The sequence below is a fragment of the Pseudomonas sp. 273 genome, assembly GCF_029201425.1.
GTDB classification, from domain to species: Bacteria; Pseudomonadota; Gammaproteobacteria; order Pseudomonadales; family Pseudomonadaceae; genus Pseudomonas; species Pseudomonas delhiensis.
In genome coordinates, this window is the sequence record NZ_CP116775.1 from 2,229,506 (window position 1) to 2,242,211 (window position 12,706).

At 70.5% G+C, this 12,706-nt stretch carries 11 protein-coding genes and 1 pseudogene; 7 read left to right on the plus strand and 5 right to left on the minus strand.

Annotation, left to right across the window (positions count from 1 at the left end):
• Positions 1-598 precede the first annotated feature (598 nt).
• The 5 genes and pseudogenes from PKO50_RS10765 (at position 599) to PKO50_RS10785 (ending at position 5,320) form a co-directional block, all read left to right on the plus strand.
• Positions 599-1,401: pseudogene (locus PKO50_RS10765) on the plus strand (AraC family transcriptional regulator).
• A 105-nt stretch (positions 1,402-1,506) separates the two neighbouring features.
• Positions 1,507-2,319, plus strand: coding sequence for an alpha/beta hydrolase (locus tag PKO50_RS10770; protein ID WP_275629667.1), 813 nt, complete (start codon positions 1,507-1,509; stop codon positions 2,317-2,319).
• On the plus strand, positions 2,316-3,212 hold the full coding sequence (locus tag PKO50_RS10775) for an alpha/beta fold hydrolase (protein ID WP_275629668.1): 897 nt from the start codon (positions 2,316-2,318) through the stop codon (positions 3,210-3,212). Before PKO50_RS10770 ends, PKO50_RS10775 begins: the two co-directional genes overlap by 4 nt.
• Positions 3,213-3,367: 155 nt before the next feature.
• Positions 3,368-4,180, plus strand: a complete 813-nt coding sequence (locus tag PKO50_RS10780) for a DUF4892 domain-containing protein (RefSeq protein ID WP_275629669.1) — start codon at positions 3,368-3,370, stop codon at positions 4,178-4,180.
• 72 nt (positions 4,181-4,252) lie between these two features.
• The gene (locus tag PKO50_RS10785; RefSeq protein WP_109932452.1) at positions 4,253-5,320 is read left to right on the plus strand and encodes an AI-2E family transporter; all 1,068 of its coding nucleotides are present in this window, start codon (positions 4,253-4,255) and stop codon (positions 5,318-5,320) included.
• A 144-nt stretch (positions 5,321-5,464) separates the two neighbouring features.
• On the opposite strand, the gene PKO50_RS10790 is transcribed toward PKO50_RS10785, so the two are convergent.
• The 5 genes from PKO50_RS10790 to PKO50_RS10810 all read right to left on the minus strand — a co-directional run bounded on the left by PKO50_RS10790 (position 5,465) and on the right by PKO50_RS10810 (position 10,628).
• Complete coding sequence (locus PKO50_RS10790) at positions 5,465-6,715, minus strand: CynX/NimT family MFS transporter (RefSeq protein ID WP_089394926.1); 1,251 nt, start codon at positions 6,713-6,715, stop codon at positions 5,465-5,467.
• A 31-nt stretch (positions 6,716-6,746) separates the two neighbouring features.
• Positions 6,747-7,391 carry a FadR/GntR family transcriptional regulator gene (locus PKO50_RS10795; protein ID WP_275629670.1) on the minus strand — a complete coding sequence of 215 codons (645 nt, stop codon included), beginning with the start codon at positions 7,389-7,391 and terminating at the stop codon, positions 6,747-6,749.
• A gap of 566 nt (positions 7,392-7,957) precedes the next feature.
• Positions 7,958-8,710 carry a XopAW family type III secretion system calcium-binding effector gene (gene xopAW / locus PKO50_RS10800; protein WP_275629671.1) on the minus strand — a complete coding sequence of 251 codons (753 nt, stop codon included), beginning with the start codon at positions 8,708-8,710 and terminating at the stop codon, positions 7,958-7,960.
• A gap of 111 nt (positions 8,711-8,821) precedes the next feature.
• Complete coding sequence (locus PKO50_RS10805; protein ID WP_275629672.1) at positions 8,822-9,862, minus strand: ATP-binding protein; 1,041 nt, start codon at positions 9,860-9,862, stop codon at positions 8,822-8,824.
• 19 nt (positions 9,863-9,881) lie between these two features.
• On the minus strand, positions 9,882-10,628 hold the full coding sequence (locus tag PKO50_RS10810) for a response regulator (protein WP_109936679.1): 747 nt from the start codon (positions 10,626-10,628) through the stop codon (positions 9,882-9,884).
• Between the two features lie 260 nt (positions 10,629-10,888).
• On the opposite strand from PKO50_RS10810, the gene kdpF reads away from it, so the two are divergent.
• Together kdpF and kdpA are read left to right on the plus strand one after the other, a co-directional pair.
• Positions 10,889-10,978: a K(+)-transporting ATPase subunit F gene (gene kdpF, locus PKO50_RS10815; RefSeq protein WP_089394464.1), complete on the plus strand. Its 90-nt coding sequence runs from the start codon at positions 10,889-10,891 to the stop codon at positions 10,976-10,978.
• An 8-nt stretch (positions 10,979-10,986) separates the two neighbouring features.
• Entirely contained in the window at positions 10,987-12,681 is a 1,695-nt protein-coding gene (gene kdpA, locus PKO50_RS10820) for a potassium-transporting ATPase subunit KdpA (protein WP_275629673.1), read from the plus strand.
• Positions 12,682-12,706: the final 25 nt, after the last annotated feature.

Below are 12,706 nucleotides of genomic sequence, written 5' to 3' on the forward strand. Positions count from 1 at the left end.
GAACGCGGGAAGCCAATTGGCTTGGGGGCTTGGTGTAGCGCGCCGCTCCGAGTCTGCGGAGATTTTTTGTTTCGCCCCCTCGGGCGAGTCCCTTTTGTCAAACGCCACAAAAGGAACCAAAAAGGCTTGCCCCGCATACGGGCCCGATGGAGCCGGGCTACCCTCACGAATTCCCCCGCCACGGAGGCCCGCCCCGAGGGTACGTCCCTGTAGCCCATCGGGGCTCTAGCGACATCCATGTCGCATGACCTCCTGAGCGCCGGTTTCGCTCGGCCTTCTGAAGGGGCGTTCCGGTGCGCTCGGTTGTTTCTCTGGAAGTCCAAAAGCCAGAGCTAGAGCGGACGCGCTTTTGCTTTTCGTAGGAGCGAGCTTGCTCGCGAACCCCGGGTTCCCGCGTTCGCGATAGTTCGTAGGGCGCATAACGCCTACGGCGTTATCCGCCGTTTTCAACGACGGATGATCGCGGACAGAGTCCGCTCCTACGGTTCCAGGAAGCACGGTCGTAGGAGCGGACTCCGTCCGCGATTCGTCCCCATGGGATTCCCCAGCCCGCAATTTTATCCAAGACCTGCCCGCGCCGCGGCGCTAGAGTAGGCCGATGGAACGCATCGAACACCACCGCAGCGGGCTGCCCGGCGTGCGTTACATCGACGCCGAGTACCACCGTTTCGCCTTCCCCCGGCACTTCCACCTGGACTATCACATCGGGCTGATGCTCGACGGTCGCCAGCGCTACGTGCACGCCGGCGAACGCTGCCTGGCCGGTGGTGGCGACATCCTGCTGATGAGCCCGGAAAGCATTCACGACGGCGCCAGCGAGGGGAGGACGGCTATCGCATCCGCGTGCTGTCCATCGAGCCGCAGTGGCTGGAGCAGGCCGCGCGCAGCCTCAGCGACGGCCGCCAGGGCACGCCGCGGTTGCTGGCCAGCCAGGTGCGCGACGAACAGCTGCGGCAGCAACTGCACGGCCTGCACCAGGTGCTGGCCGAGGGCGAGCGGCTGGAACAGGAGGGCCGGCTCTGGCAGGGCCTGGCCACGCTGCTCGGACATGCTTCCAGCCTGCGCATCCGCGAGCCGCGCCAGGGCTTCGACGCCCAGGCCTGGCGGCGCCTGCGCGAGTGGCTGGAGTCGCGCCTGGAAAACCCGCCGACGCTGGACGAACTGGCGGCCTTCTGCGACCTCAGCCCCTGGCAGGTGCTGCGGCGCTTCCGCAACCACTGCGGGCTGCCGCCGCACCAGTGGCTGACCCAGCTGCGCCTGGAGCGCGCCCTGCCGCGGGTGCTCGCCGGCCAGCCGCTGAGCGAGGTGGCGCTGAACCTGGGCTTCTACGACCAGGCGCACTTCAGCCGCCTGTTCCGCCGCACCTACGGATTGCCGCCGGCGCGCCTGCGCCAACGCTGAGGCCTGGCTTTTGGCCGGACTGCCCTGGCCGGCGGTGGGCCCGGCCATTGTCGCCCGCTGCCGCCTGGGGGAAAATCCTGCCGTCTCCAGCACGCGGTCACCGGCATGTCCCAAGCGCTTTTCTTCGCCCACGCCAACGGCTTCCCCTCGGCCACCTACGGCAAGCTGTTCCAGGCCCTGGCGCCGGAATTCGAGGTGCGCCACCTGGACATGCACGGCCACGACCCGCGCTTTCCGGTGAACGCCAACTGGGCGAACCTGGTGGACGAGCTGCTGTTCCACCTGGAAGCGCAGGGCGCGCCGGTGTGGGGCGTCGGCCATTCCCTCGGCGGCCTGCTGCATTACCATGCGGCGCTGCGCCGCCCGGAGCTGTACCGCGGCGTGCTGATGCTCGACTCGCCGACCCTGACCTTCGCCGACCAGTGGGTGATCCGCGCCGCCAAGCGCTTCGGCTTCATCGACCGCATCACCCCGGCCGGGCGCACCCTGGGGCGGCGCGAGGACTTCGCCGACTTCGACGAGGCGCTGCGCTACTTCGGCGGCAAGTCGCTGTTCCGCCGCTTCGACCCGGACTGCCTGGCGGACTATGTGCGCCACGGCCTGGCCGCCAGCAGCCAGGGCCTGCGCCTGAAGTTCGACCCGGCCACCGAGATCAGCATCTACCGCAACGTGCCCCACGCTGCACCGGGCAGCCCGCGGCGCCTGGCGGTGCCGCTGGCGCTGGTGCGCGGCCGCCACAGCCGGGTGGTGCTGCCGCACCATGCCCGCGCGGTGCGCCGCGCGCCCTGGGGCGAATCCCTGTCGCTGCCCGGCGGGCACATGTTCCCGCTGGAGCGCCCGCGCGACACCGCCGAACTGATCAAGCAGGTCGTCGAGCGCTGGCAGCGCCGCGCCGAACAGGAGAATGCCCGCCCATGAGCGCCCAGGTCGAAGAGATCCGCCTGAACCTTCCGCACATCGAACTGGCCGCGCACCTGTTCGGCCCCGAGGACGGCAAGCCGGTGCTGGCCTTGCACGGCTGGCTGGACAACGCCATGAGCTTCGCGCGCCTGGCGCCGAAGCTGGACGGGCTGCGCATCGTCGCCCTGGACTTCGCCGGCCATGGCCACTCGGCGCACCGCGCCGCCGGGGCCAGCTACCTGCTGTGGGACTACGCCTACGACGTGCTGGCGGTGGCCGAGCAACTGGGCTGGGAGCGCTTCTCGCTGCTCGGGCATTCCATGGGCGCCATCGTCTCGGTGCTGCTGGCCGGCGCCATGCCCGAGCGTATCGAGCGCCTGGCGCTGATCGACGGCCTGGTGCCCTACACCGGCGAGGCCGACACTGCGCCGGCCAAGCTGGGCGAGGCGCTGAAGGCGCAACTGGCGCTGCCGAACAAGCGCAAGCCGGTGTACGAAGCCATCGACCGCGCGGTGGAGGCACGCATGAAGGGCGTCGGCGCGGTCAGCCGCGAGGCCGCCGAACTGCTGGCCCGGCGCGGATTGATGCCGGTGCCCGGCGGCTTCACCTGGCGCAGCGATGCGCGCCTGACGCTGCCCTCGCCGCTGCGTTTCACCCGCGCCCACTCCGCGAGCTTCGTCCAGGCGGTGCAGTGCCCGGTCAGCCTGGTGCTGGCCCAGGGCGGCATGCTCGCCGCCGAGCCGAGCATCCGCCAGTTGCTCGACGGGCGCCCCTTCGCGGTCCACGAGCTGCCTGGCGGCCATCACCTGCACCTGGACGACGAAGGAGGCGCGCAGGCGGTGGCGGCGATCTTCCAGCCGTTCCTGGGGGACTGGCCGCGGGGAAACACCCCGTTGCCGCACCCCGCTTGACTAAAGCAGGGCTTGCCACGACGCTGCATGGATCGCAGTCGGGAGATTCTGCATGATCGAGCTCTTCGCCACCGCCACGCCGGGCGGCCCCAAGGATTCCAGCGGCCCGGGCGCGCACGCCCCGCAGCGTGCGCAACGGAGGTGCGACGCCTGACATGCCTCGTCTCTCCCTGCTGCCCCTGGTGGGCACGCTGTTCGCGGCCAGCGTTTTCGCCGCCGACGTTCCCGACAGCCACGACCTGAGCCTGCTGCCCCGTTTCCCGAGGGCGGAAATCGTCGACTTCAGCAGCGCCCCCGGCACCGAGCGGGTCTACCCGCTGGGGCCGATCAGCCGCATCAGCGGGCGCCTGCGCATGGAAGGCGAGGTGCGCGCCCTCGGCCAGCTCACCGCGCTGACCTACCGCCTGCCCGACGAGGACTCCAGCGCCAACGCCTTCGCCGCCGCGCGCAAGGACCTGCTCCAGGCCGATGCCACCCCGCTGTTCTGGTGCGAGGGCCGCGATTGTGGCTCCAGCAGCCTGCTGGCCAACGCCGTGTTCGGCAAATCCAGCCTCTACGGCCCGGACGACCAGCAGGCCTACCTGCTGGTGCGCCTGGCCGCGCCGCAGCAGGACAGCCTGCTGGCGGTCTACTCCATCACCCGCGGCAACCGCCGCGCCTACCTGCACGCCGAGCAGCTGGACGCCGGCAGCGCACTGGGCGAACTGCTGCCCAGCGCCGCGACCCTGATGCGCCTGCTCAAGGCCAACGGCGAGCTGACTCTCAGCCACGTGCCCGCCGAGCCCGGCGGCGCCTGGCTCGACCTGCTGGTGCGCACCCTGCGCCAGGACACCGGCGTGCGCGTCGAGTTGGCCGGAGCCCATGCCGCCGACTGGCGCGGCGCGCTCACCGCCCAGGGCGTGCGCGATGCCCGCCTGGAGCTGGGCGGCAGCGAAGGGGACGGGCTGCACCTGACCTGGCTGCGCTGATTCGCCTACGCTGAAGCTGGGCGCAGCGAGCGCCCGGCTGCCGTCGCCGTACCGAGAAGGAGTCCGGCCCCGATGTTCGATAACCTGCTGTTGCGCATCCTCCTGGTGACCCTCCTGGTCGCCAGCCTGTGGGTGCTGGCGCCGTTCTGGACGGCATTGTTCTGGGCCGCCGTGCTGGCCTTCGCCAGCTGGCCGCTGATGCGCCTGCTGACGCGCCTGACCGGCGGCCGCGAGGCGCTGGCGGCGGGCGTGCTGACCGCCTTCTGGATCGTCCTGGTGGCCCTGCCGCTGTTGTGGCTGGGCTTCGGCATGGCGGACAAGCTGCGCGCCGGCGTCGAGCTGGTGAAGAACCTGCAGGTCTCCGGGCTGCCGCCGCCGCCGACCTGGCTGGCGCGCACGCCGCTGATCGGCGACCGGCTGATCGGCTGGTGGTACTCCATCGACCAGCAGGGGGTGGCCATCTTCTCCGCGCTCAAGCCCTACATGGGCGAGGTGGGCAACTGGCTGCTGGCGCGCTCGGCCAAGCTGGCCGGGGGCATCTTCGAGCTGGTCCTGAGCCTGGTGCTGATCTTCTTCTTCTACCGCGACGGCAAGCGCCTGGAGGCCTTCGCCTACCAGATGCTGGAGCGCCTGATCGGCCCGCGCGCCGAACACTACATGGAGCTGATCGCCGGCACCGTGCAGCGGGTGGTCAACGGCGTGATCGGCACCGCGGCGGCCCAGGCGGTGCTGGCCTTCGTCGGCTTCCTCATCGCCGGGGTGCCGGGGGCGCTGCTGCTGGGCCTGCTGACCTTCGTCTGCAGCCTGCTGATGGTCCCGCCGCTGGTCTGGGGCCCGGCCACCGTCTGGCTGTTCTTCGAGGGCAGCTACGGCTATGGCGTGTTCCTGGGCATCTGGGGCTTCTTCGTCATCAGCGGCGTGGACAACATCCTCAAGCCCTACCTGATCAGCCGCGGCGGCAACCTGCCGCTGGTGGTGGTGCTGCTCGGGGTGCTGGGCGGGCTGCTCAGCTTCGGCTTCATCGGCCTGTTCCTCGGCCCGGTGCTGCTAGCGGTGGTCTACAACCTGGTCAACGACTGGATCGAGAGCCCCAAGCGCGGCGCCCTGCCGCCGGGCGGGCCGGGGGACAAGGCGCCCTAGGCCGGTTTCGCGCACAGGGCGCGCTCCTACAGAACCGTAGGGCGAATAACCGTTCGCGGTTATCCGCCGCTGGCCCATGCGCGGAACCCGGCGACGACGGCGGATAACGCCTTAGGCGTTATGCGCCCTACGGGGACGCGCCGCTTACTGGAGCGCCTCGCTGCGTACGCCCACCATCCGGTCGCGGCCGGCGCCGAGGCCGGCGATCAGCGCGCCCAGGCTGATGGCCACGAAGATGGCGCCGACCGCGTCCCAGCCGTCGCTCAGGTCGTGCACCAGGCCGACCAGGAAGGGCCCCAGGGCAGCCAGGGTGTAGCCCACGCCCTGGGCCATGCCGGACAGGTGCGAGGCGACGTGGGCGTCGGGCGAGCGCAGCACGATCAGCGCCAGACCGATGCTGAAGGTGCCGCCCTGGCCCAGGCCGAGTACCACCGCCCACAGCCAAAGGCTGCCGGTGGACGCGTAGAGCAGGCCGAGCAGGCCGGCGAGGGTCAGCGCCAGGACCAGGAACACCACCAGGCGCTGGTCGCGGCCGCGGGTGCCGAACCAGGGGGCGCCCAGGGCGCTGAGCAGCTGCACCATCACCGAGCCGGACATCATCAGCCCGGCGGCCGTCGGGCTCAGGCCGCGGTCGATGAGGATCGACGGCAGCCAGCCGAACACGATGTACGCCAGCGACGACTGCAGGCCCATGTACAGGGTCACCTGCCAGGCCAGCGGGTCGCGCCACAGGCCCTTGACCTGGAACGCCTGGCGGTGGGCGTGGTGGACCTGGCGCGTCTGCGGCAGCCAGACCAGCGCGGCCAGCACCGCCGGCAGGGCCCAGGCGGCCAGGGCCGGTTGCCAGCTGCCGCCGAACAGCCCGGCCAGGGGCACGCTGGCCCCGGCGGCCAACGCCGCGCCCAGGCACAGGGCCATGGTGTAGACGCCGGTCATGGTCCCGGCGATGTGCGGGAAGTCGCGCTTGACGATGCCCGGCAGCAGCACGCCGATGACGCCGATGCTGGCGCCGGCCACCAGGCTGCCGAGGAACAGCCCGGCGATCGGGAACAGGCTGCGCAGGACGATGCCGGCGGCCAGCAGCAGGAGGATCGCCAGCACCGCCCGTTCGGCACCCAGGCGCCGCGCCAGGCGTGGCGCCAGCGGGGCGAACAGGCCCAGGCAGAGCACCGGCAGGGTGGTCAGCAGGCCCGCGGCGGCGGCCGACAGGCCGGTGTGCTCGCGCACCATGTTCAGCAGCGGCGCCAGGCTCGACAGCGCCGGGCGCAGGTTCAGCGCCACCAGCACCAGGCCGAGCAACAGCAGCCAGGGCCGTACCGGGGCGGGCGCGGGGGCGGGGACTTCGTCGATCTCGGCGTCGATCAGCAGTTCGTCGGCGTGGTGTCGTTGGGACATGGCAGCTATCGCAAGGCAGTGGGAAGGGAAGTCAGATCAGCAGCGCGCGGTTGGCGGCGACGGCCGCCTCGGCGTCCTGGCGCTGCAGGGCGTCCAGCAGGCGCTGGTGCAGCTCGAAGGGCGGCTGCGGGCGGCCGGGTTCGCTGATGGTGCGCTGCAGGCCGGCGCGGATCACCCGCGAGAAGTAGCGGTACAGCTCGCTCAGCAGCGGGTTGTGGGCGCTGTCCACCACGCGCTGGTGGAAGGCCAGGTCATGCTCGACGTAGGCCTCCAGGTCGCCGCCATGGTGCCGGGCGCTGAGCGCCAGGGCCTGGCGCAGGGCGGCCAGGTCGGCGTCGCTGCGGCGCAGGGCGGCCAGGCGCGCGGCCTCGACCTCGATCACCCCGCGCGCCTCCAGGGCCTGCTCGATGGAGCCGCGGGCCAGGGCCAGCATGGTGTCCAGCGGGTCGGCGCAGGCGCGCACGTAGGTGCCATCGCCCTGGCGCACTTCCAGCACGCCGGAGAAGGTCAGCACGCGTACCGCCTCGCGCACGGTGTTGCGGCTCATGCCGAGGATTTCCGCCAGCTCCGGCTCCGGCGGCAGGCGCTGGCCGAGGGCCCAGGCGCCGCTGTCGATGCGTTGGCGGATCTGCTCCAGGGCGATGTCGACCAGGGAGCGCTTGAGGGGATTGGCCATATAGACATCCAATCATCGGATGATTAGGCGGGACAGGCTACTGCAGCTGTGGGGATGTGGCAAGGCGGGGAGCCTTGGGCGCGGGGTGGGATTATCGCGGACGGAGTCCTACGCGGCGTCGGCCACGTGCTCCTTTGTAGGAGCGCGCCCTGCGCGCGAATCGCGGGCAGGGCCCGCTCCTACAGTCATGCCGTAGGCCACGCTCTTGGGGATGGCAGGGACCATAGGGGCACGCTGTAGGAGCGGATCTCATCCGCGAATCGCGCCGGAACTTCCGGCTATCGCGGACAAGGTCCGCTCCTACGCGGGCCGAGCCATGCCATTCCCCTGTAGGAGCGCGCCCTGCGCGCGATTCGCGGGCAGGGCCCGCTCCTACAATGGGGCGACATGGGAGACGCGAATTTTGATCCAGTCACCCCCGCGAACGAGTGAGCCCAGAAGGCAGTTGCTCCTACGGTGCAGGACAAACGCTGACGTAGGATGGGTGGAGAGAAGCGATACCCATCGCCCTGGCCGCATGGGTTTCGCCGAGGCTCGAGCCATCCTGCGAAGAGCCGTCCGGCGTGTCAGGCGGCGATGTCGACCAGGCTACCGCTGGTGTTCTGGTAGCTGGCGGCGCTGCTGTCCTGGTAGTGCCTGGCCAGCATGGCGAGCATCTGCTGCACGGCCTCGGCGCCGGCCGAGCTGCTGGTGTTGGAGCCGTCGCTGCTGGAACTGCTGGCACTGCTGGCCAGGCTGCCGTCGGCTTGGCCGGAAGTGGGTGGCGGGGGCGGCGGCATGTCACCCTGGGCCTGCTGCAGGGCGCTGCTCAGTTCGTCCTGGCTGATGCTGCCGCTGCCGTCGCTGTCCAGGGCGCTGAACAGCTCGCTGCTGTCGCTGCTGCTGGTGGCGGCGCTGAGTTCGTCGCTGCTGATGCTGCCGTCGCCATCGCTGTCCAGGGAGGCCAGCAGGTCGCCGGCGGCCTGGTCGGCGGAGGGCGGGGGCGGTGGCATGTCGCCCTGGGCCTGCTGCAGGGCGCTGCTCAGCTCGTCCTGGCTGATGCCGCCGCTACCGTCGCTGTCCAGCTGGGCCAGCAGCGAATCGATGTCGATGTCGCCGCTGTCGCTGCCGGAGGCGGACAGGGCGCTGTCCAGCTCGCTGGAGCTGACGCTGCCGTCGCCGTCGCTGTCGAGGGACTTGAACAGGTCGGCGGCGAATTTCTGCGCCTTGTCGCCGGTACTGCCGGTGCTGCTGGTGGAACTGCTGCTGGCGCTGCGCTGGGTGCTGGCGAGCGCGGCGCCGCTGTAATAGCTGCTGTAGCTGCTGACTCCGCTGATCATCGGACTGCCTCCATGAGGTTATGCGGCCGGAACTGGATTCCCGGTCCTGGCAGGTTCGAGGCGTGCCTTGTCGAGGGTATGTGCGCTTTGTATGCGGGGGCCGACAAAGCCTCAGGCGCGCGGCAGGGTCAGCACGGCGGTGGCGCCGCCGCCGGGGGTTTCCTCGAAGTACAGGTCGCCGCCGTGGCGCCGCGCCGCCTCGCGGGCGATGGCCAGGCCCAGGCCGACGCCGCCGGAGTTGCGGTTGCGCGAGCCTTCCAGGCGGAAGTAGGGCTCGAACACCTGCTCGCGCATCTGCGCGGGGATGCCCGGGCCATGGTCGCGGACCAGGATTTCCACCTGCTGGCCGGTGTCGCGCAGCACCAGTTGCACCTCGCCGGCGTAGCGCAGGGCATTGTCCAGCAGGTTGGACAGGCACGAGCGCAGGGCCAGCGGCTGCACCTTCAGCGGTGCGCACTGGCCCTCGACGCTGACCCGCGCGCCGTGCTCGCAGGCGTCCTCGGCCAGCGACTCGGCCAGGGCGTTGACGTCGAACCACTGCAGCGCCTCGCTGGTGCGCTCCTGGTGCAGGTAGTGCAGGGTGGAGTCGAGCATGCCGATCATCTCGCCCAGGTCCTGGGCGAAACGCGCGCGCAGCTGCGGGTTGTCGATCTCCTCCACGCGCAGCTTCAGGCGCGACAGCGGTGTGCGCAGGTCGTGGGACACCGCCACCAGCATGCGGCCGCGCTGCTGCACCTGCTCGCGGATGCGCTCGCGCATGCGGTTGAAGGCCTGGGCCGCCTGCCGCGCCTCGCGCGGGCCGGTTTCCGGCAGCGCCGGGCTGTCCAGGTCCTCGCTCAGCTGCAGCGCGGCGTCGCCCAGGCGCTGCACCGGGCGCGCCAGCAGGCGCGCGCCGAACCAGGCGGCGGCGACCAGGCTCAGCAGCTGGAAGGCGAAGGGCACGCTCCAGAACGGCAGGCGCGGCGGTGGCGGTGGCGGCGGGCCGGGTTCGGCGAATGCGTGGGGCGGCGGGGGAGGCGGGGGCGGGGCCGGATGATGGAAGTGGCTGAACCAGACGAAGGCCAGCAGGTGGGCGACCACGATGGCCAGCAGGAACACGCCGAACAGGCGGGCGAACAGGCTGTCGGCGAGCTGCAGCGAGCGTTTCTTCAAGCGGGCCTCCCGGGCCGGGTCAGGTGATGTCGCGCACGTCGAACAGGTAGCCTTCGCCGCGCACGGTCTTGATCAGCCGCGGCGAGCGCGGGTCGTCGCCGAGCTTCTGGCGCAGGCGCGAGACCAGCAGGTCGATGCTGCGGTCGAAGGCCTCGATGGCGCGGCCGCGGGCGGCGTCCAGCAGCAGCTCGCGGTTGAGCACCCGGCGCGGGCGCTCGAGGAACACCCAGAGCAGGCGGAACTCGGCGTTGGACAGCGGCACCACCAGGCCGTCCGGGGAGTGCAGCTGGCGCAGCACGCTGTCCAGCCGCCACTGGTCGAAGCGCACCTGGGCGCGCGGCTCGTTGCGGGCCTCGTCGCCGCGCACGCGGCGCAGGATGGTCTGGATGCGCGCCACCAGCTCGCGCGGCTCGAAGGGCTTGGCCATGTAGTCGTCGGCGCCCAGCTCCAGGCCGATGATGCGGTCGGCCGGCTCGCAGCGCGCGGTGAGCATGAGGATCGGGATGTCCGACTCGCTGCGCAGGTAGCGGCACAGCGACAGGCCGTCCTCGCCGGGCAGCATCAGGTCCAGCACCACCACGTCGAAGTTCTCCTCGGCCAGGGCCTGGCGCATCCCGGCGCCGTCGGCCACGCCGCGGGCCTCGATGTTGAAGCGCGCCAGGTAGCCGCAGAGCAGTTCGCGGATCGGCTCGTCGTCGTCCACCAGCAGGGCGCGGATGGTCCAGCGGCGCTGGCTGTCTTGGCTGGAGGCGGGATTGGGGAACATGGGGTACCTGTCGCTGGGGGCGCCCGGGGCGCGGAGTCAATGCTAACCCGCCCTCGCACGGGGGGCCACGGTAGGCAAGGCTGACGGCGGCGGATATCGACAGAGTGTCGTCAATGTATCGGCGCGCATACAAAGCTGCGCCATAGCGCTTCTTTACGCTTTCTTTATGCCCACCGGAAGGCCCGCCAATCGCTTCTTTACGCCCGCTTTGCGGACACTTTTCCCATCGCGAGGATTCCCCTGCGTAAGGAGAAACAGACATGAGCGTGCTCGACGGGGTGGCCCTGGTCCTGGCCACGGGGCTTTTCATCTACCTGCTGGTGGCGCTGCTGCGCGCCGACCGCGCCTAGGAGGCCGCATGAACAGCCATGACGTGATGCTGATCGCCGCCTTCTTCGCCCTGGTGCTGCTGCCCGCGCCATTGCTCGGGCGCTTCTACTACAAGGTGATGGAGGGCGAGCGGACTTTCCTCAGCCCCGTGTTCCTGCCGGTGGAGCGCCTGGTCTACCGCGTCTGCGGCATCGACCCGCAGGGCGAGCAGGACTGGAAGCGCTACACCCTGGCCATGCTGGCCTTCAACCTGGCCGGCCTGGCCCTGCTGTTCGCCATCCTGGCGGGGCAGGGCGCGCTGCCGCTCAACCCGCAGCATCTGCCGGGCCTGGAATGGACCCTGGCGCTGAACACCGCGGTGAGCTTCGTTACCAACACCAACTGGCAGGCCTACAGCGGCGAGGCTTCGCTGAGCTACCTGAGCCAGATGCTCGGCCTGACCGTGCAGAACTTCGTCAGCCCGGCCGTCGGCCTGGCCGTGCTGGTGGTGCTGGCCCGCGGCATCGCCCGCAAGTCCACCAGCAACCTCGGCAACTTCTGGGTCGACCTGACCCGCGCGACCCTCTACGGCCTGTTGCCGCTGTGCCTGATCCTGGCGCTGCTGCTGGTCTGGCAGGGCGTGCCGCAGACCTTCCTCGACTACGTCCACGCCACCACCCTGCAGGGCGCCGACCAGACCATTCCGCTGGGCCCGGCGGCCAGCCAGATCGCCATCAAGCAGCTGGGCACCAACGGCGGCGGCTTCTTCGGCGTGAACTCGGCGCACCCGTTCGAGAACCCCACGGCCTGGGCCAACCTGTTCGAACTGGCGTCGATCATCCTGATCCCGGCGGCGCTGGTGTTCACCTTCGGCCACTACGTCAAGGACCTGCGCCAGAGCCGCGCCATCCTCGGCTGCATGCTGCTGCTGTTCGTGGTCGGCCTGGGCGTGGCGCTGTGGGCCGAGTACCAGCCCAACCCGGCCCTGGCGCAGTTGCCGATCACCCAGGGCGCGCCCCTGGAGGGCAAGGAGAGCCGCTTCGGCACCACCGCCAGCGTGCTCTGGGCGGTGACCACCACGGCCGCCTCCAACGGCTCGGTGAATGCCATGCACGATAGCCTCAACCCGCTCAGCGGCCTGGTGGCGATGTTCAACATGATGCTCGGCGAGGTGGTCTTCGGCGGCGTCGGCGCCGGCCTCTACGGCATGCTGCTGTTCGTGCTGATCGCGGTGTTCCTCGCCGGCCTGATGATCGGCCGCACCCCGGAATACCTGGGCAAGAAGCTGGAGGCCCGCGAGGTCCGCCTGCTGGTCGCCACCCTGCTGGTGATGCCGGTCGGCGTGCTGGTGCTCGGCGCCATCGCCGCCAGCCTGCCGGGCCCGGCCGCGTCGGTGAGCAATCCCGGCGCCCACGGCTTCAGCCAACTGCTCTACGCCTACACCTCGGGCACCGCGAACAACGGTTCGGCGTTCGGCGGCTTCGGCGCCAACACCCCGTTCCACAACCTGATGATCGCCCTGGCCATGCTCATCGGCCGCTTCGGCTACATCGTCCCGGTGCTGGCCATCGCCGGCAGCCTGGCGGCGAAGAAGCGCGTGCCGGTGGGGCCGAACAGCTTCCCCACCCACGGCCTGCTGTTCGTCGGCCTGCTGGCGGCGACCATCCTCCTGGTCGGCGGCCTGAACTTCCTGCCGACCCTGGTCCTCGGCCCGGTGGCCGACCACCTGACCCTCGGCTTCTGAGGAGCCAACAGATGAATGCCAAGAC